This is a genomic window from Paenibacillus sp. ACRSA (assembly GCF_022346845.1).
GTDB lineage: Bacteria > Bacillota > Bacilli > Paenibacillales > Paenibacillaceae > Paenibacillus.
On sequence record NZ_JAKRNP010000001.1, the window covers coordinates 631,081 to 649,283 of the forward strand.

19 protein-coding genes are annotated in these 18,203 nt (G+C 43.8%); 4 read left to right on the plus strand and 15 right to left on the minus strand.

Annotated elements, in window-relative coordinates; genetic code table 11:
* Window positions 1-37: 37 nt before the first annotated feature.
* Window positions 38-688, minus strand: a complete 651-nt coding sequence (locus MH215_RS02925; protein ID WP_056696111.1) for an RsfA family transcriptional regulator — start codon at window positions 686-688, stop codon at window positions 38-40.
* A 314-nt stretch (window positions 689-1,002) separates the two neighbouring features.
* On the opposite strand from MH215_RS02925, the gene MH215_RS02930 reads away from it, so the two are divergent.
* On the plus strand, window positions 1,003-1,239 hold the full coding sequence (locus tag MH215_RS02930; protein WP_056696109.1) for a DUF2626 domain-containing protein: 237 nt from the start codon (window positions 1,003-1,005) through the stop codon (window positions 1,237-1,239).
* Between the two features lie 191 nt (window positions 1,240-1,430).
* Window positions 1,431-2,519, plus strand: a complete 1,089-nt coding sequence (locus MH215_RS02935; RefSeq protein WP_239287961.1) for a coiled-coil domain-containing protein — start codon at window positions 1,431-1,433, stop codon at window positions 2,517-2,519.
* Here MH215_RS02935 and MH215_RS02940 read toward each other — a convergent pair.
* A complete protein-coding gene (locus MH215_RS02940) occupies window positions 2,511-3,794 on the minus strand; it encodes an extracellular solute-binding protein (protein ID WP_239287971.1) in 1,284 nt (427 codons plus the stop codon). The genes MH215_RS02935 and MH215_RS02940 overlap by 9 nt on opposite strands.
* 230 nt (window positions 3,795-4,024) lie before the next feature.
* Window positions 4,025-5,359: a PhoH family protein gene (locus MH215_RS02945; RefSeq protein ID WP_239287981.1), complete on the minus strand. Its 1,335-nt coding sequence runs from the start codon at window positions 5,357-5,359 to the stop codon at window positions 4,025-4,027.
* 153 nt (window positions 5,360-5,512) lie between these two features.
* Between MH215_RS02945 and MH215_RS02950 the strand changes: the two genes are divergently transcribed.
* Window positions 5,513-6,217: a YhcN/YlaJ family sporulation lipoprotein gene (locus tag MH215_RS02950; protein WP_239287992.1), complete on the plus strand. Its 705-nt coding sequence runs from the start codon at window positions 5,513-5,515 to the stop codon at window positions 6,215-6,217.
* A gap of 7 nt (window positions 6,218-6,224) precedes the next feature.
* On the opposite strand, the gene MH215_RS02955 is transcribed toward MH215_RS02950, so the two are convergent.
* From MH215_RS02955 to MH215_RS02980, 6 genes are all read right to left on the minus strand, one after another.
* A complete protein-coding gene (locus MH215_RS02955; protein WP_056696096.1) occupies window positions 6,225-6,677 on the minus strand; it encodes a PNPOx family protein in 453 nt (150 codons plus the stop codon).
* A 99-nt stretch (window positions 6,678-6,776) separates the two neighbouring features.
* The gene (locus tag MH215_RS02960; RefSeq protein WP_239287994.1) at window positions 6,777-7,832 is read right to left on the minus strand and encodes an LCP family protein; all 1,056 of its coding nucleotides are present in this window, start codon (window positions 7,830-7,832) and stop codon (window positions 6,777-6,779) included.
* 92 nt (window positions 7,833-7,924) lie between these two features.
* Complete coding sequence (locus MH215_RS02965; protein ID WP_056696092.1) at window positions 7,925-8,221, minus strand: YlaH-like family protein; 297 nt, start codon at window positions 8,219-8,221, stop codon at window positions 7,925-7,927.
* 310 nt (window positions 8,222-8,531) lie between these two features.
* Window positions 8,532-10,379 (minus strand): translational GTPase TypA, encoded by a 1,848-nt coding sequence (typA, locus tag MH215_RS02970; RefSeq protein WP_239288003.1) that lies wholly within the window; start codon window positions 10,377-10,379, stop codon window positions 8,532-8,534.
* A gap of 181 nt (window positions 10,380-10,560) precedes the next feature.
* Complete coding sequence (locus MH215_RS02975) at window positions 10,561-11,049, minus strand: hypothetical protein (RefSeq protein WP_275445996.1); 489 nt, start codon at window positions 11,047-11,049, stop codon at window positions 10,561-10,563.
* Between the two features lie 314 nt (window positions 11,050-11,363).
* A complete protein-coding gene (locus MH215_RS02980) occupies window positions 11,364-12,023 on the minus strand; it encodes a TerC family protein (RefSeq protein ID WP_239288007.1) in 660 nt (219 codons plus the stop codon).
* 104 nt (window positions 12,024-12,127) lie between these two features.
* Here MH215_RS02980 and MH215_RS02985 point away from each other — a divergent pair, with 104 nt between their 5' ends.
* The gene (locus MH215_RS02985) at window positions 12,128-12,829 is read left to right on the plus strand and encodes a TerC family protein (RefSeq protein WP_239288009.1); all 702 of its coding nucleotides are present in this window, start codon (window positions 12,128-12,130) and stop codon (window positions 12,827-12,829) included.
* Window positions 12,830-13,029: 200 nt separating this feature from the next.
* Here MH215_RS02985 and thiI read toward each other — a convergent pair whose 3' ends face one another.
* From thiI to MH215_RS03015, 6 genes are all read right to left on the minus strand, one after another.
* Complete coding sequence (thiI, locus tag MH215_RS02990) at window positions 13,030-14,271, minus strand: tRNA uracil 4-sulfurtransferase ThiI (protein ID WP_239288017.1); 1,242 nt, start codon at window positions 14,269-14,271, stop codon at window positions 13,030-13,032.
* Window positions 14,272-14,277: 6 nt separating this feature from the next.
* Window positions 14,278-15,426 (minus strand): cysteine desulfurase family protein, encoded by a 1,149-nt coding sequence (locus MH215_RS02995; RefSeq protein WP_239288018.1) that lies wholly within the window; start codon window positions 15,424-15,426, stop codon window positions 14,278-14,280.
* A 174-nt stretch (window positions 15,427-15,600) separates the two neighbouring features.
* Window positions 15,601-16,362 (minus strand): lytic transglycosylase domain-containing protein, encoded by a 762-nt coding sequence (locus MH215_RS03000; RefSeq protein WP_239288019.1) that lies wholly within the window; start codon window positions 16,360-16,362, stop codon window positions 15,601-15,603.
* A gap of 220 nt (window positions 16,363-16,582) precedes the next feature.
* Window positions 16,583-16,987, minus strand: coding sequence for a hypothetical protein (locus MH215_RS03005; RefSeq protein ID WP_056696076.1), 405 nt, complete (start codon window positions 16,985-16,987; stop codon window positions 16,583-16,585).
* A gap of 35 nt (window positions 16,988-17,022) precedes the next feature.
* Window positions 17,023-17,241: a DUF1540 domain-containing protein gene (locus MH215_RS03010; RefSeq protein WP_082560385.1), complete on the minus strand. Its 219-nt coding sequence runs from the start codon at window positions 17,239-17,241 to the stop codon at window positions 17,023-17,025.
* Between the two features lie 171 nt (window positions 17,242-17,412).
* Window positions 17,413-17,919, minus strand: a complete 507-nt coding sequence (locus MH215_RS03015) for a YpuI family protein (protein ID WP_056696072.1) — start codon at window positions 17,917-17,919, stop codon at window positions 17,413-17,415.
* Window positions 17,920-18,203: the final 284 nt, after the last annotated feature.

Below are 18,203 nucleotides of genomic sequence, written 5' to 3' on the forward strand. Positions count from 1 at the left end.
GTTCATTCCTATATCGAAGATTAAGCACGGATCTGTACTACTCAATTCGCTCCAAATTTCCGTTAGCATCCATTTTAAACCGTGTTTTGAGCTCTTCTTCTTCTTCTGACAAAAATGCAAGTCTTCTTGCACGATCCATAATCTGAATCAATGCCTTGTAATCGTCGTTCACTACACGGTAATCGGTTTGAACTTCATTTACTTGCTTCGATAAACGATCATTCTCACAACGAAGCTCGTGAAGTTCGTCTTCTTTTTCTCGCAATTCTTTTTCCAGCATTTTAAGCTGACGTCCATTTTCTTGCACTGTTCCTCTCCATTGACGTAAAAAACGGATCACAGCATCGATGGAGAGAGTCTCTTCCAAGATTCCATCTGACTTATACAAGCTTTCTTCCGTTTCTAATGTAGAGAGTGCCGCCACTTGTGGACCAAGCAATGCAGGTTGTTTTCTAAGATAACTACGTTTTTGGCGTTGTGCTTTGGCATTGCTGATCGCAGATTCATACTTTTTCCGGACAAAACTGTTCCAGCGAAATCCGCAAGCGGCAGACGTTCTGCCAATTTTATCGCCTACTTCTTCAAATGCAGCGAGCTGCGTGCTTCCATCCCGAATATGACGTAATGTAACCTCAGCCAAAATCAAATCGTCCTCTGTACTCCAAGCATCCTGTCTCACTGCAGTCATGCTATAATACCCTCCTAACAACATCCTAAAATAACCGTTCACCTTACCGATCTCTCGGCTTGTGAATGAGGTATAAAAGCTGCTTCATTCATTCTTATGCCTCTCATAGAGTTCATAGAATTGATTTCATACTAAAATGTATTTCCACATTTAAGTGCACTCATACGTCACATGTGTAAAAGAAAGCATAATTGTGCGCTTTAGGGCAAAAAAAAGAATTCGCTTTCATATCCAATTCTGTTTACACCTTTTTCCTTTCCCGGTATAATGTTGTGTAGACAATCTATGATCGTACATAGAGAGGAGGACTTACCGTGGCACGCATGTTTCGAGTACTCGGGTTCTTCACACTCACGATTGGCCTGATGGCTTTTGCAGGGAATTTGGTCGAGATGGCCTTGCTTTTTTTCTTGCAGACTGCGTTTTTCGTCATTTTGGGATATCTGAAATTTACCGAAAGAACGTACATATTGCTCTTCTGGGGTTATATGATCGTTACCTTTACGGGGTTCAGTTACTGGACCGTATTCCAAATGGATTTGCCGCTCTAATCCGCCAACAGCAAAAAAGCGATCCAGTTTACTCCGGATTGCTTTTTTTGTCGTTCAAAATCTATGATGAATCTGATGATTGAAGTATGGTTTATCGCGTTATGTAACCACTAAGGATATTTCACAGGTTTGTTTCATATATTGTTTGAAAGAGAGAAGCCTGTACAATAGATATGACTAAGGAAAGGAGAATGATATTGGTGAAACGTCGGTATAACATCATTGCTCTACTCGTATCCATCCTACTTTTTGTCCAACTTTCATCGACTTCCGTTTATGCCGAGCCCTCTCCTGAGGAAACACGTGAGATATTGCAAAAAAGCTTGTCCATCGTTGAGATCGACCATGAGATTGAACGGATCACACAAAGACAGAATGAATTGGATCAGCAGCAACTTACGTTGACGAGTCAGCTTCAGGAGCAAAAGGAACAAATACATATTCAACAAGAACGGGCAGGTTCGGTTGTACGATCCTATTATACAGGTGAACGTGACAGCCTCCTCATGACCGTCCTTGGTGCCAGATCATTCAAAGATCTATTTATTCTTTATGATTACTATCAGATTATTATTGGCAGAGACCAGGCTGTGTTGGATAAGTTTCAGGAGAGGTATAGAAGCATGCAGCAAACGTCAACTCGCATTGCTCAAACGGCTCAAGAGCTCGATGAACTAAAATCTAATTTGCAGAATCAACGGGAGCGTGTAATCACATTACAAAAAGAAGTGGATGGGCAAGTAGCAGCTAGCGGAAATGCAGATGCCATTCAGAAGCTAATGAACGAACTTACAATCTATTGGGAGAATATCGGTATATACGAGGTTAAACGGTATTTCAAAGCTTTGGCATCAGCCATGCAAAATCTACCCGACTTTATTCAAAATCAGAATGGTGGAATTTCTACAACGGGAACAACATACACGATTCGAATTGGACAGAATGAGCTTAATCAATTTTTGCGAGAGCAGAATCCTATTTTTAATGATTTTGCATTTCAATTTGAAGAAGATCGAATCACAGCATCGGGTAAACGTGATCAATTGGAGTTAAGCATTGAAGGTCATTATACGGTGGAGAACGAGCCTCAGAATTCCATTCGATTCCATGTTGACAAGCTGTTATTTAACCAATTGGAGTTGCCTGATACAACACGCCGGATGCTGGAAAAGGAATTCGATCTCGGGTTTTATCCACAGAAGATTCTATCTTTCGTAAAAGCGACAGAGGTATCTACAAGTGAAGGTGTGCTGGAAGTGAAATTAGCTATTTCATTTTGATAAATCTCGTATTTCAACAATACTATTCATGTACTGGATCGCTGAGATCTGACCTTGGATAAATTGCTTTATCTTCTGTTGAAGCTTTCCCGTTGGCACATACGTTATCTCAGTTTCGGAAGGTACAGTCTTTGTAGCCAATAAAGCTTTAATGTCCATTTTCCCAAAAAGAGAAGCCAATTTGCCAGACTGGACATTCACCTGATCTTGTTTAGCTGGCAAATAACGCGCTCGTTGGAACCATTCCAATTGCACAGAGGCGGATGTCATGCCTTCAATCCATCGACTGGCTCCGTCGGTCTCAGAAGAGCCGGTTGTAATGACAAAGCTTCGCGATTTTACTGGCAGCAGAGCTGTAAGCGCTATCCGGTTAAATGAACCCTTGTCATCCACTATTGTCTTGTTCTCTTGTAGAAGTCTGGATAGTGATATGACCGTCATCGGAACTATATTTTGTTGAAATGCCTCTGAAAATCCAGCACTCTCCGCGTTCAATTGCAGGTATGGTTGAATCTGTTCTATTAACTGTAACTCCTGTTGGTAATCTCCCTCTAAAAGACTACCTTGTTCCCCATTCATCATGCCGTCCATTGCAAGACCAGGCTCGAAATGATTCAACCATGCACTCGTTGCGTAGATATCATCGCTGTCGATTGATAACAGTTTCGTCCCCGCGTTACTTGCCTGCTGTATTAGCTTAATCCACTGATCTTCCCGTTGTGGCAATGTATCTAAACCAGCTTTAGTAAGAAATGCAGAACGAGCCGCAAGCACGTAAGTATCAAAATCAAACGGCATTGCCCATTGGTAGCCATTCCATTCAGTCATTTCCCGCAAAGGAATGACTGTTTCTCCAAGTGACTTGGACAACGTAGTCCCATTTAAGGGATACAAGTATCCTCTTTTGGCATAATTCTGAATCTCGGTACCCTCTAGCAGAATAACATCTCCACTATCTCCAACCGCAAACTCAGATTCAAGCACACTTTCGAATGTGTTCTGCTCCAAATTACGTAACTGAATTTTTACGCTAGAGGAATCCGCAACTTGATTAGCAATTGTTTGAAATATAAGAAACTCCTCTGGAGTCATGGAAACAACAATTTCCACAGGTGCATGTTGATCTTCTCCACGGGATGTTTGGTTTGGAAATGTAGTACGATCCGGGTTACCCTCTTCACTTGATTGTGAGCCACCAAAGTCAAAGCTTGGAGAAAGTATAGTTAACGAAAGCAGCAACACTGCAAACAATACGATCTGATGTCTCCGCTTCATTACCTCTCCTCCTTACTTTCTAATTATTTCCTGCGATGTCCATTGTAACAAATTCATAGGGCTCTTGTCCTAATCTGCCTAAAAACTGTTTTTCTAACTTTTGCATAATTTGAGCATATCGAGTTCTGAACATTATGTGATGTTCGGTTTTTTCGCAATAAAAAACCGGCTCTATTGAGCCGGTTATGCTAGAAACATTTTCCGGGAAATATCCCTGCTATTCCCATGAATCACAACAAGTCTGCAGCTAATTGTGCAAGCTTGGATCGTTCTCCTTTTTCGAGCATGATGTGTCCGCTAATTCCTTCTTGTTTGAATCTCTCTACGATGTACGTTAGACCATTACTCGCAGAATCCAGATAAGGATGGTCAATCTGCTCAGGGTCGCCCATCAGAATGATTTTACTGCCTTCACCAACCCTTGATACAATCGTCTTCACTTCATGACGGGAGAGGTTCTGCGCTTCATCAATGATAATGAATTGTCCTGGGATGGAGCGTCCGCGGATATACGTGAGTGCTTCGACCTGAATACTACCTAGACCCATTAGGATTTTATCAATATCGCCTGCTTTTTTGGTATCAAACAGAAACTCCAGATTATCATAGATCGGTTGCATCCACGGGCGTAGCTTCTCTTCTTTCTCACCAGGTAGATAACCGATATCTTTTCCCATTGGAACTACAGGACGAGCAATCAATAGCTTTTTATATTTATGATCATCTTCCACTTTTAACAATCCTGCCGCAAGTGCCAGTAACGTTTTGCCTGTTCCCGCTTTTCCCGTTATCGTCACAAGAGGGATATCATCATTCAGCAGCAGTTCAAGAGCCATACGTTGTTGTGCGTTACGTGCACTAATTCCCCACACATTATCATTACTAAGGAAAAGCGGCTCAAGCTTGGTTCCTTCTGTATTTACCTTGAGTAACGCTGATTTATTCGTACCCATCTCATCTTTGAGAATGACAAATTCATTAGGATAGAGTGAATAGGATAGTTGTAATGGCTTGATCGGGAGAAAGCGATAGGTGTAGAACTCATCAATAACGGATGGGTGCACCTTCAAGGCAGTATAACCCGGATACAGTTCACTCAGCCCTGCTGTCCGATCTGATAAGTAATCTTGTGTAACCAAACCAAGTACATCAGCTTTGATCCGAACAAGGACATCTTTACTGACCAGAACGACCTGTCGTTCTGCGACCTCTTTTTCATTTTCTTCAATCTGATAATTCACAGCGACAGCCAAAATACGATTATCATTGGATACTTCACCAAACATCTCCTGTACCTTTACGAAACTGCGATGATTTAACTCAACTTTTAGGTTCCCTCCATTGGCAAGAGGCACACCACTATGCAGATGCCCTAACTCACGTAGTCCATCAAGCAGCCTTGATACGTTGCGGGCATTGCGGCCTATTTCATCGGCATTTCTTTTCTTGGAGTCGATCTCCTCCAGTACAACCGCGGGAATGATTACCTCATGTTCCTCAAAGGCAAATATGGCATTGGGGTCATGCAGAAGCACGTTGGTATCCAATACAAAAATCTTTTTCATTCAATCCCCTCCAAAGCGGCGTCGTTAAAGGCATGGATAAGTGCGATCTTTCAGCAGCGGCATGGACAATCATGCTCCCATACATAAATGTATTCGACTAGGACAAAATAATTGTCAACCATTCTGAAAAACTCCAGGAAAGGATGAACATTTATGAAATTTGGGATATGCACGCTGCTTCTGATCTTTATACTTACAGGCTGTAACAGTACTTCGCATAACGCTTCGCAGCAGCAAGGTCAGCATGCTAGAGGTTATGGAGGCAATGTTACAACTCAGCAAGACGGGCAGAGAGGATCTCATATGCTGGACGCACAAGATGATCTTAATAACCCTTCAGGATTGGAAGAAATCCCTGAAAATACAGGTGAAGTCCATGATACAAACATCGTAGATGATGCACAAACAGGCCGGATGCCTAATGATCAACGAATTCATCACCTCAAAGCACTCGCTAAGCAAGTGGAAGGTGTAGAGGATGCCAATTGTGTCATTCTAGGTAATACTGCAGTGGTTGGTATCGATGTTGATGGCGAGCTTGAGCGTGCACGCGTTGGAACCATTAAATACGCTGTTGCCGAGGCTCTTCGTAAAGACCCTGAAGGTGTAGATTCTATTGTTACGGCAGATGCCGATGTCACTGAACGAATCAAAGAAATTGGTGAGCATATCCGTCAAGGACACCCGATCTCCGGTTTTGCCTCAGAGCTTGCTGATATGGTGGGACGAATCATCCCGCAGCTGCCAAAAGATGTTCAGGTTCGACAAAATCCCGACGAACAAAATGAGCAGGAACCTCAAATGCAACAACAGCAGCAACAACATTCTACAGACAAAAGACAACAAAAAGCCCAGTGATTTCTCACTAGGCTTTTTTCATCGCAGCAAAGACCTGCTCATCTAATTTTTCAGCAGCACGCTGATCGTATATTTTGACATATTGAGGCACAGAGGATAGCTGAGCTCCATAAAACAACGCATTTCGCACAGCTTCAATTGAAATGTCGAAACAGCACATATTAAATGGAACATCCTGTAGTGGATCTTGGCGTACCGAAGCACGACCGTTAATGGCATATACCATCTCTTCTCCAAATACAGTGACCGTTATTAATGGATTATGCATCATATTCTTCACGAGACGTGAACGATGATCCAGTGCAACACGAAGAGTCGAAGCATTCTCTGCATAAATCCATGAAATCGCAGTAGATGTAGGGCCTCCGAATTCCAAATCAACGGTGTTCAGGAGGACAAATGTCTCATGTTTGAACTGTTGCAAAAGAGATTCAGTTAATTGTGTGACGGCTTCGGACATTCAACCAGCCCCCTAATCTTCTTTAGGCAAGACTTGCTTCACTGCTTAAGTCATTATAGCATACCGCTAAGCTTGCTTCCAATCCCCAAAGAATGAGAGTTATTCTGCTGCTGGAGACGCAGTCACTTTACCGGATAACGTATCCTGCAGAGCTTGCTTCGCATTCGCTAGCTCTGTCTCGTTGATATATACATATGGACTTCTCCACTCACCTGTCACTGGAGTATAGTGTACATCCGATTTAGATATATCCCAATACGTGGAAATGAAATTTTTCATTTGTTCTGATTCCACATCTGTGGTCATATTGTCATCCACTGCCCCAATGACCTTACCGATTTTGGTAACACCACCTAGTGACTTCATCTGATCTAACATGGAATTCAACACTTGGTTTTGGCGTTTATTTCGGTCAAAATCGTTGGATTCTTGTGTTTTGGGATCACAATTCGATTTACGGTAACGAACGAAGTCAAGCGCCTCTTTACCATCGAGATGCTGTGGGCCTGCTATGAGATTAATATCTGTACCATCTGCTTTATCTCGGTAACACATATTTTTGTCAACAGTTACATCTACCCCGCCAACCGCATTGACGGCATCACGGAAGGCTTGGAAATTCAAGACGGTTGTATAATTGATGTCCACACCAAGATACTTGCCCATCATTTCTTTCATCTGATCTTCCGCTTTTTTACCGGAGGTTTTTTCCTGTGCCTTAAATCTTGGATAATATGAGTTCAATTTATTCGATTTATATCCATCCAATGTAATTCGTGTATCGCGTGGTAGCGACACAATCGTTGCCGTTTTGGTCTCCGGATTCATGGAAGCCACCATCACTACATCGGAAAGATAGGTTCCTGTCTCAGGACGATTATCCGTACCTAAAAGTAGCATCGTAATCGGTTTGGTTTTAGCCGACATCCCTGCAGGTACCGGTTTATCAATACCTGTATCAGCTACTTGGTTGTACACCCAGTAGATATATCCAGCCCCCACCAATATGCCGATGACGAACAAACTGAGTACGATCTTCGCAAATGCTCGCAACCCTTTTTTCTTTTTCTTAGGTTGACCCTTGCTATTCTTCGATCCAGAAGTACTGGATTTCGTCGGTGCCTGTCTCCGTGGAGGTAAGCCGTTCGAATTCATATCTTCAACACCTTTATCACATCTGTTTTTTTGTCTAAATAAAAGACAACCGCTTTCCCGAGGGAAAACGGATGGTTTGTACAAGACAACATTTATGAGTTTCGTGCGGAAGCTTCCGCTTTTTTCTTTTGACGACCTTCAATAAAATAGCGCACTCGTACTAACAACATCAAACCAACCGCTACCAGCAAACATTGAATGATGGGAAGCTTATCGATCTGAAAAATAAGAAGCATGAATGTGCCCATCGCCATCAACAGATAGAGGAAAATTTCCTTAACGAGTGGTAACTTCTGACGTACCCGAAACACCTTGTTGTATACGTAAGTTATTAGCACAAAGATGACGATATAGGCTACGATCGGGTTTGACGCAAACCATGCTTGCATGCACAGCCAGCTCCTTTCGTGATCATGCTTGTATAAGTAAACTGGTTGATGAAACAACACTTCCAAGTTGATTACAAAACCGTCGTATGAGACCGTTCCGGATTCGGATCGTTCTTTCGATCGCTGTTGTCTCCGGATTTCCTGAATAATTCTTCAAAGGTTAAAACCCGGAGACAAAGGCGAACGCTTCGCTTCTACAGAATCGATTCCGATCCTACACTACTTTGAGCGGTTTGAACTCAAACGTATGACAGTGCGGTTTACATCATCAAACGTTAACTTATACATATTATTTTTTTGTTAGTTAAGATTAAGCGTTATTTTGAGCCATTTTGCGTTGTTTTTCTGAACGCTCACGCTCGGATTTGTTCAAAAGCTTTTTACGAAGACGAATAGATTTCGGTGTGATCTCACAATATTCATCTTCATTCAGATATTCAAGCGCCTGTTCCAACGAGAAGATAATTGGTGTTTTAATTTTAACCGTATCATCTTTACCAGAAGAACGAACGTTAGTCAGTTGTTTTTCTTTGCAAATGTTGACAACGATATCATTGTCTCGAGTATGCTCACCAACGATCATACCTTCGTAAATTTCTGTTCCTGGCTCAAGGAAGAGCGTACCACGATCTTCAACACCCATCATTCCATAGAACGTAGATGTACCCGTTTCAGTTGAGATCAGTACACCTTGGTGACGTCCACCCACTTGACCGGATACTACTGGAGCGTAGCTGTCAAATGCATGATTCATTACGCCATAACCACGAGTCAATGTCAGGAAGTTGGTGCTGTATCCAATCAAACCACGTGCAGGGATCAGGAACTCCAGACGAACTTGACCGCTACCATTGTTGACCATGTTAACCATCTCTGCTTTACGTGCGCCCAGGCTCTCCATTACGGAACCCATGCTTTCTTCAGGGATATCAATCAACAAGCGCTCAAGTGGTTCCATTTTCTTACCATCAATTTCTTTGATGATAACTTCTGGTTTGGATACTTGAAGCTCATAACCTTCACGACGCATATTTTCAATCAGGATACCCAAGTGAAGCTCACCACGTCCGGAAACGATAAATGCATCTGGGCTCTCTGTTTCTTCAACACGAAGGGATACGTCAGTTTCCAATTCTTTCAACAAACGCTCGCGCAGTTTACGGGAAGTTACCCATTTACCTTCACGGCCTGCGAATGGACTGTTGTTTACGAGGAATGTCATTTGCAGTGTTGGCTCATCAATTTTCAGAACCGGCAAAGCTTCAGGGTTGTTCGGGTCAGCAATCGTTTCACCGATGTTGATATCCTTAATACCCGCGATCGCAACGATGTCACCTGCTCCAGCTTCCTCTGTCTCAACACGTTTCAGACCTTGGAAACCAAACAGTTTCTCGATACGAGCTGTTTTGCTTTTGCCATCACGCATAATAACAGTAACGGATTGGCCTTGACGAATCACGCCGCGGTTTACACGACCGATAGCGATACGTCCGAGGTATTCATTGTAGTCCATCAGCGTAACGAGGAATTGCAGTGGCTCTTCAACGTTCTCTGTTGGATGAGGGATATGACTTACGATGGTATCGTAGATTGCCATCATGTTGTCATCTTGTTTGGCAGGATCGTCTTCCATGCTGGATGTTCCGTTCAATGCGGAAGCATATACGACAGGGAATTCAAGTTGTTGATCGTTGGCACCCAGTTCGATGAACAGGTCAAGTACTTCATCAATAACCTCAGCCGGACGAGCCGCTGGACGGTCAATTTTGTTTACAATAACGATTGGAGTCAGGTTGTGCTCAAGTGCTTTACGAAGTACGAACTTCGTTTGTGGCATACAGCCCTCATAAGCATCAACAACGAGCAATACGCCGTCAACCATTTTCATGATACGTTCTACTTCACCACCGAAGTCGGCGTGACCAGGTGTATCTACAATGTTGATCAGGAAATCTTTATAAGTTATAGCCGTGTTTTTGGCCAAAATCGTAATACCGCGTTCACGCTCCAAATCGTTGGAGTCCATTGCGCGCTCCTGTACCGTCTCGTGATCACGGAATGTACCGGATTGCTGGAGCAACTTGTCGACGAGTGTCGTTTTCCCGTGGTCGACGTGGGCAATAATCGCAATATTGCGAATGTGTTCTCTTGAATGCATGGTTTGTATCCATATCCTTTCCAATTTCAATTCTTATCTTATCTACTAAACTTCCCGCAAAATCGCAGGTTACTCACAAAATAAGCGTCGGTGATAACCCGACGCATGTCTATATCCCTTATATTATAGTTTATCATAGGTAAAAATCAAGATATTTCGCTTGAAAGTAGCACTGAGATTATTACCAGCCCGTACCGCGACGTCCCCGTCCTAGTAATAACCAGACTCCACCTAAGATTAACAGAACAGCAAGTACATAGATGATTCCCGTCTGCAGCAAGGTAAATCCGAGCAATATGACAGCTACAGCTCCTATAATCATTCCGCCAGGTAACACATATTGAGGTCTTCGACGTTCAGCTAGTCCGAATTCCAATAAACCTACAGCTACACCTAACAAAAGAACCGGCCACAAGCTTGTCATCAGTCCCGCTCCCCATGTGTTCGTTATGCCGAACAACACGCCGTATACCGTAAGAATTCCCGCAGGAACCAGTGACCATGAAGGCGAGAGTCGTGCATAATACAGCGCATGAAGAGCAATACCCGGCAGAAGGATCAACAACGGCCAGAAATGGCGCCCAATGAATCCAAACACCCCTAACTTACCGAGCAAAATAATCACACCTGCAACAACTATAAAAATTCCGATGGCTTTTTCATTTCTCATTCTCACTTCTGCAAGTCACCTCTTATCCCATTTGGCTATGTACCTCGCCTGGCTAACATACAGTCTTTTTCGCGATGCCAGACATGCATCTATGGTATCTAGTGTAGCTGAAGTTTCGGCAAAACACTATCCTTTATGTCATACGCTGCTGCTACTCCATATTCTTGGATCTCGATGTCATCCGATGATAGGGATACACTTCCTATTCTTCTCAGTAACCTTCTTAAGCAAACCAAACTCAACAAAAAAACCGCTCTAACCGAGCGGCTTGGACTTCTTTTGGAGATGAGATGTTTCTCTCTTCAGAAAGTATATTAAATGTTCCGCCTTACAAACTTGCTTGCTCCTCCAACAGCAAGAACCAGACAAGCCATGGCTGCTGGGAGCAGCATATGTGCTTCGGCTGTCAACCCGGTTAACCATTGCCCAAGCTTTGGATCATTCATAACCATTTCACCCGCGGTAAAAGCTAAAATTCCAGAACCCACAAACACCAAGATTGGGTATCGCTTCAACAATCCAACGATCAGACCACTTCCCCATACGACGATAGGAATACTAATGGCAATACCAATAACAATAAGCGCTAGATCACCTTTGGCTAATGCAGCAATAGCTAGAACATTATCTAAACTCATGACAAAATCGGCGATCAGAATCGTTTGAATCGCTTTCCACGTCGTCTTTGCTTCACGAATATGTACAGTATCCTCATTTTGAAGCAAAAGCTTCATGGCAATCCAGAATAACATCAGTCCACCTGCTGCTTGGATAAACGGAATCCCCAATAATAAAACGGCGGCAAAGGTCAATACACAGCGTAATACTACCGCTCCAAATGCCCCCCACCAAACGGCTTGCTTACGCTGCCTCACAGGTAGATCCTTACTAGCAAGCGCAATAACAACCGCATTATCTCCACTCAAAACCAGATTGATCATTAATATTTCAGTCAACAGCCATAAAGTATCCATAATCATCCCCCCACTCTAACTTGTATGTCAAAGTTGTCCATGCTATTCTTATCGATTGAACAAGCTTATTTTAGACAGGCATGTAAATGAAGGAGTGACAGCAAATGGACATATTTAGCGCTGTTTTTTGGATTGCTTTAGTTAAAATTGTATTTATTGATCTCATGTTAGCTGGGGACAATGCCATCGTCATTGGTTTAGCTGCACGTAATCTTCATCCCTCAGTGCAGAAAAAAGCGATTCTTTACGGAACAGCAGGTGCACTCCTCATACGAATTGTAGCAACCGTTGTTGTACTCTGGCTCCTTAAAGTGCCTTGGTTGCTCCTAGCTGGAGGCGTGCTTCTCGTCTGGATTGCCTATAAATTGTTAGCAGATCAAGGAGAAGAGCACAGCGATATTAAGGCAGGTAACTCATTATGGGTTGCAGTTCGCACTATCGTGATTGCCGATGCGGCCATGGGACTGGATAATGTCATTGCTGTCGCGGGCGCAGCCGAGCAGCATCTCCTACTCGTTATCCTTGGACTTCTGATTAGCGTACCTATTATCGTGTGGGGCAGTACGCTGTTCATTAAGCTGATTAATCGTTTTCCATGGATTATCTATCTTGGCGCGATTGTCTTAGGTTACACGGCTACCAACATGATCACGGAGGAACATCAGCTTGTGCCTTTCTTCACTGAGCATCCGGCACTGCGAATATTGTTCATCGTTCTTGTCGTTGCCGGCATCGTATTGGCAGGTTATCGAAAACGAGTAAGTCATGACAAAGCAGTCAAAAAGCATGAGCGCTCCTATTCGTAAAAAGGATTGCGATAATCGAATTGCTCAGCTCTGCTGAAAACTTTAAATGCTATTATTTTCAAAAAAAAGGATTGGTCGATTAATGTCGACCAGTCCTTTTTCTGTTTAACTTTGTCATATTTTAAGATGCGGGTAAACATATTCCTTGTTATGTCTTTCCATCCACTTGAGGTCACTATGAAGATTAAATGACTCGTTGATTAAAACCAGTCTTCTTTGATTTCAGAGTCATCAATAGAACTTGCTCCAGTGACAGGTTCACCTGCATGTAACACAATCGTTTCGGTCTGTGCTACAGCTTCGTCGACCCATGCAGTCAGATGACTCATCGTTGCCTCAATTTTATCCACAATGCGGAGATTAGGATTCGTCGTTGGCGATTTTGGCACAAACAGGGTACAGCAGTCCTCATAAGGCAAAATGGAGATATCGTACGTTCCAATTTGCTTGGACAACGTAATAATTTCTTGTTTGTCCATCATAACTAGCGGTCGCAGCAACGGCAGATCCGTTGCACGTCCAATTACGTTCATGCTTGGAAGTGTCTGACTGGCCACCTGACCTAGGCTATCGCCTGTAATCAATGCAAGCGCCCGTTCACGTTCAGCCAGTTTGGTTGCAATCCGCAACATAGAGCGCCGCATTAGCGTAATGATTAAGTTGTCCTGTCCGAGCTGCGTGAATGCCGTTTGTATCTCGGTAAAAGGAACAAGATGCAGCTTAATCGTTCCCGCATGATCTGCGAGTGCACGGGCAAGGTCAATAACTTTCTCCTTGGCACGCTGACTTGTGAATGGATAGCTGTAGAAGTGTACACATTCTACTTCGAGTCCACGACGCATCGAAGACCAAGCCGCTACAGGACTATCGATACCACCGGACAACAGAAGCATAGCTTTTCCGTTTGTACCTAAAGGGAATCCTCCTACAGCAGGGATTACCTCATTGAAAATATAAGTGCCCTGCTCACGAATCTCTACACGCAGCTCGATATCCGGCTCACGCACATCCACGCTAAGATCCTGAAAGGTTCTGAGAATGGGCGATCCCACCATATGGTTCATCTCATGCGAGGAGTGCGGGAACTCTTTCCATACACGGCGAGCATTTACTTTGAAAGTCATACCGCCTTCGAACTCGTGCTTTCTCTCCTCCATAAAAGCAACCGAAGTCTCCACAATGGCATCCCGCTCAGAAGGAGTCACTTTAACAGGACTAATCGACATCACGCCGAAAACCCTTTTTAATACCTGGATCAGATCTGTATAAGATTCATTACCAAGATCTACATACAGGCGACCAAACTCTTTTCGCAAACTCGCACTAGGGTAAGGCTTGAGCAAGGAACGCACTTGAGTAATGATCGTTTTCTCGAAACGTGCACGATTTTTTCCTTTTAACATAAATTCTCCAAAACGGAGAAGTAACATATCGTATTTCATCTGACTTTACATCCGCCTTTCCAACGGGCGCAATTGCGCCATCATCTGATGTATAGCCTGCTTCAGCAGGGTTACATCTTCTTCTGTATGTTCATCACCAAGACTAATGCGTAATCCTCCAGCTGCACAAGCCGAATCTTTGCCCATCGCAAGCAGTACACGACTTGGTTCAGCAGAACGGGAAGAACATGCTGACTGGGTCGATACCGTAACCCCGAGCTGCTCCAATGTATGAAGCACCACTTCGGCTTTCATGCCAGGATATGAGAAATGAATAATATGAGGTGCTCCCTGTTGATCGCTATTCAGCACTAGACCCGGAATTTCCTTAATAAACGCCATGATCTGGTCACGATACACCGTCACGCGTTCAGCAAATTGAGGTTGACGCTCTACAGCAAGACGTATCGCCTTCGCCATACCTACGAGCAATGCTACATTTTCCGTCCCTGCTCTCATCCCGTTTTCCTGTGAACCCCCGGATAATAGTGGAGTCAGTTCAATCCCACTACGCACGTACAAGAGTCCAGCTCCTTTAGGGCCGCGAAATTTATGAGCAGATAAGCTATACAGGTCAGCGTACCAGGAAGCAGGCTTAGCCTCCAGCTTGCCAACGCCCTGCACACCGTCTACATGAAACAAAACACGGGGAGCTTCTCTCTTGAGACGTTTACCGATCTCAGCAATCGGGTGAATAGCACCTGTCTCATTGTTGACATGCATTAAGCTTACAAGGACAGTATCCGGTCTTAACGCTTCGATAACCTGCTGTGCGGTAACCCTCCCAAGTGAGTCCACAGGAATCCATGTGACATCCCATCCCCACTGTTGCAATTGGAGGACGCTCTCATACACTGATGCATGTTCGGTAGCCGTGGTAATGATGTGTTTGCCTCGTGATTGGTAGCGTAATGCCGCCCCCTTAAGCGCGAGATTGTTGCTTTCCGTTGCACCCGAGGTGAAAATGATCTCGTCAGGCTTAACCCCGATTGCTGTAGCACAACCAGCTCTTGCTCGCCGTAATAGTTGGTGTGCCCGCTCACCATAACCATGGATGGATGAAGGATTACCATACTGAGCCTCCATCACTTCAGTTATGGTTCTTACGACATCTGGATCTGGAGGCGTCGTCGCTGCATAATCAAAATATTTCAAAACGAGGTTAAACCTCCTTATCATGTGCATTCAAACTTCATGATTGTACAGTGAGCATTGTAACACGATACCGCTCCAACACAAAAAGACCAAACAGAAACAGGTAAAAACGCCCCTTCAAGTTCCTGAATTGATCTTTTGGCTGGACTCACTGTATATGCATTTCATTCAAAGTTACAACGTATATTTCGCTTGTGCTTTCTCTACCTTTGAGATATAAGCTTGCGTCTCGGTAGGCAGAAGCTTCAGTGCATTCATCAGTTCAGTGTCATTGGATACGCCCAAGCGTGATACACGTCCAGGTCCTGCATTGTACGCGGCGAGAGCCATCTTCACTTCTCCACCAAAACGTTGAAGCTGAAGAGAAAGATACTTCGTTCCCCCATCAATATTCTGCGCAGGGTCGAATGAATTGCTTACTCCGAGGCCAGCAGCCGTTCCGTCCATCAATTGCATTAAGCCTTTGGCTCCTGCTGAGGAAACAACGTTTGGATTAAAATTGGATTCTGTATCGATAACTGCCTTGATTAACGACTCAGGAACGCCATACTTGGCACTCGCTGCCGCAATTAAGGAATCATAATCGGTAGGCACAGTCTCTTCCCCATTCGTTGACACTGCATCCAACAGAGATGAAAGAGATACGGATGGACTGCTGCTTGTGGAGGCAGTTAAAAGTGTACCCGAATCTGAACTGTACTGGCTGCCCAATTGTAACCATAATAACCCGTCATTGGATCGTTTGGACAAACCAAGAGATGCTGAAGATGCATCGCTACTGCTTGTTCCACGGTTTCCAGTGCCTAATAGCCCGTCCATCATATTAGCAAAATCTACAGATGAATTGGCCGCTCCGGCTGACCCGCTTGATGGATTGGCAACGTTGGACAATTGCAGTTCAAGCAACTGCCGTGACCCATTGGGATCAATCTGCATGTGTATATCCACTCCCGTAATTTAAAACTAGATTCTGCCTTTATTCTACATCGTTTTACATGAATCTGCCATCATTTTCAAAAAAATAAACGCATAAATGCTCTCTTTTGCACATAGACGAAAAAAACCTTCTCCATTCCCCGAATAGGGAACGGAAAAGGTCATCATATTAAAGTACTGTGTTCGTTCAAGAAGCTGCAAGAAGCATAACCCTCCGCTCTTACCGCGCGAAAGGAATCATGAAGAAATAACTGAGTGTAGCTACAATACCTAGACCCATAGACCACGCACCTGCCGTTTTACGGCCATTTACAAAAGCATAATAACCGAGTACAGCCGCGACGGGTCCAAGCACGATAGACCACATGAATAATGATGCGATTCCTGAGGCCAATCCAACATAACCTGCAACCCTGCCTGTGGACTCCATCACTGCATCTGCCTCATGATTCTCCTGCGTACTTACTGGACGTTCAGAACGCTCAGTACGCACAGCCGTTGGAGGAGCAACCTCAGCACCGTATTCTTCTCGATGTTCACGTCTTGGATAATCAACGCGTTCACGAGACTTCTTGTCCTCAGATTCAGAGCGCTTAAGCAGAAGATCTTTATAATCATTTTTCATTACTAAGCACCTCCATTAAGAATGGGAATGACTGCTCATTTGGGTTTGAATGTGTGACAGCATGTGGCAGAAGATGTTCGTGCATGATCGTGATGATCGGAATCAAACGTCTCTCCAGCGAATTCCTCATGTAGGCGGCGGGTAGCATGCTGATCGATATCAATCATGATGGCATCCGCCTGACAGAAGTTATTCTCGCCCCAGTAGTTACAGTTAGAGACACTGCATTTAACGATTGGCTTTTCTTGACTCATTATTTATCACCTCGCACCTATTGTCTCCACGGTAATAATCAGCTATTCCCGTTCTAAATGTCAGATGATGACATGAATTCCCCTCTCGCAGCTATATAGTGAGAACGCAAAAAAACCGCCAAAATCGGCGGTTTCATTCATTGATATAGTTAGTCTACATGTAGTCTACGCTTAGGCGTGGTTACGTTGATTCTGCATCCGACGCTGAGTCAAATAATCACTCTCATAGAAAGCCAAGTCGTCGCGCAATTCTTCATACGTTTTGGAAATCTCAAGAATGACGTCACGCACTGCACGGATAGGCTTGTCACGGAAACGAATTGCATCTTGCCCTGTGTAAGCATATCTACCGTCTTCAGAGTAACATTCATTTTTGGGATAGAAAAAGCTATTTACACTTTGGTGGTACGTATTATAAAGCGCCTTTTCCGCAAAATCGACATCGAAATTAGCACGACGCAGCACAACGCCAAGTTTTTCGTAAGAAACTTCAGAAAAAACAAGCAGATGACGGAGATCCGAAAGAAATCCTTTGTAGAACGTAGTTGATTCTTCCGTCTGATTCTGATCCAGTTCAGGCAAAGCATTTTCGTTCAAAAATTGTTCAATCCGGTCGATAGCAGGTTTTAACTTTTCCCTAGTTGACTCACAAATTTTCTGTACATTGGCTGCTGACATAAAGGTAGCTCCCCCTTAAATAAGTCCTTACATATAGGTAGGTCGGGCGGTGAATTTCACCTGACCTTCAATTCTCAGGTACTATCCTACCATAAAAAGCTGACGAGCGGTATCCCATAATCCAACCGGTCTCTACAAGTGTTCGACGATCTTAATTGCAAAATGCTACGCATAGTCTAGATCTGCATAAAAATATCTGCTTTTCCTAACGATAGAACTATGCACGGACAACGATGAGGCCTGAGCACGGTTCAGATTATTGTCCCAATTACAGAGGAGGTTAT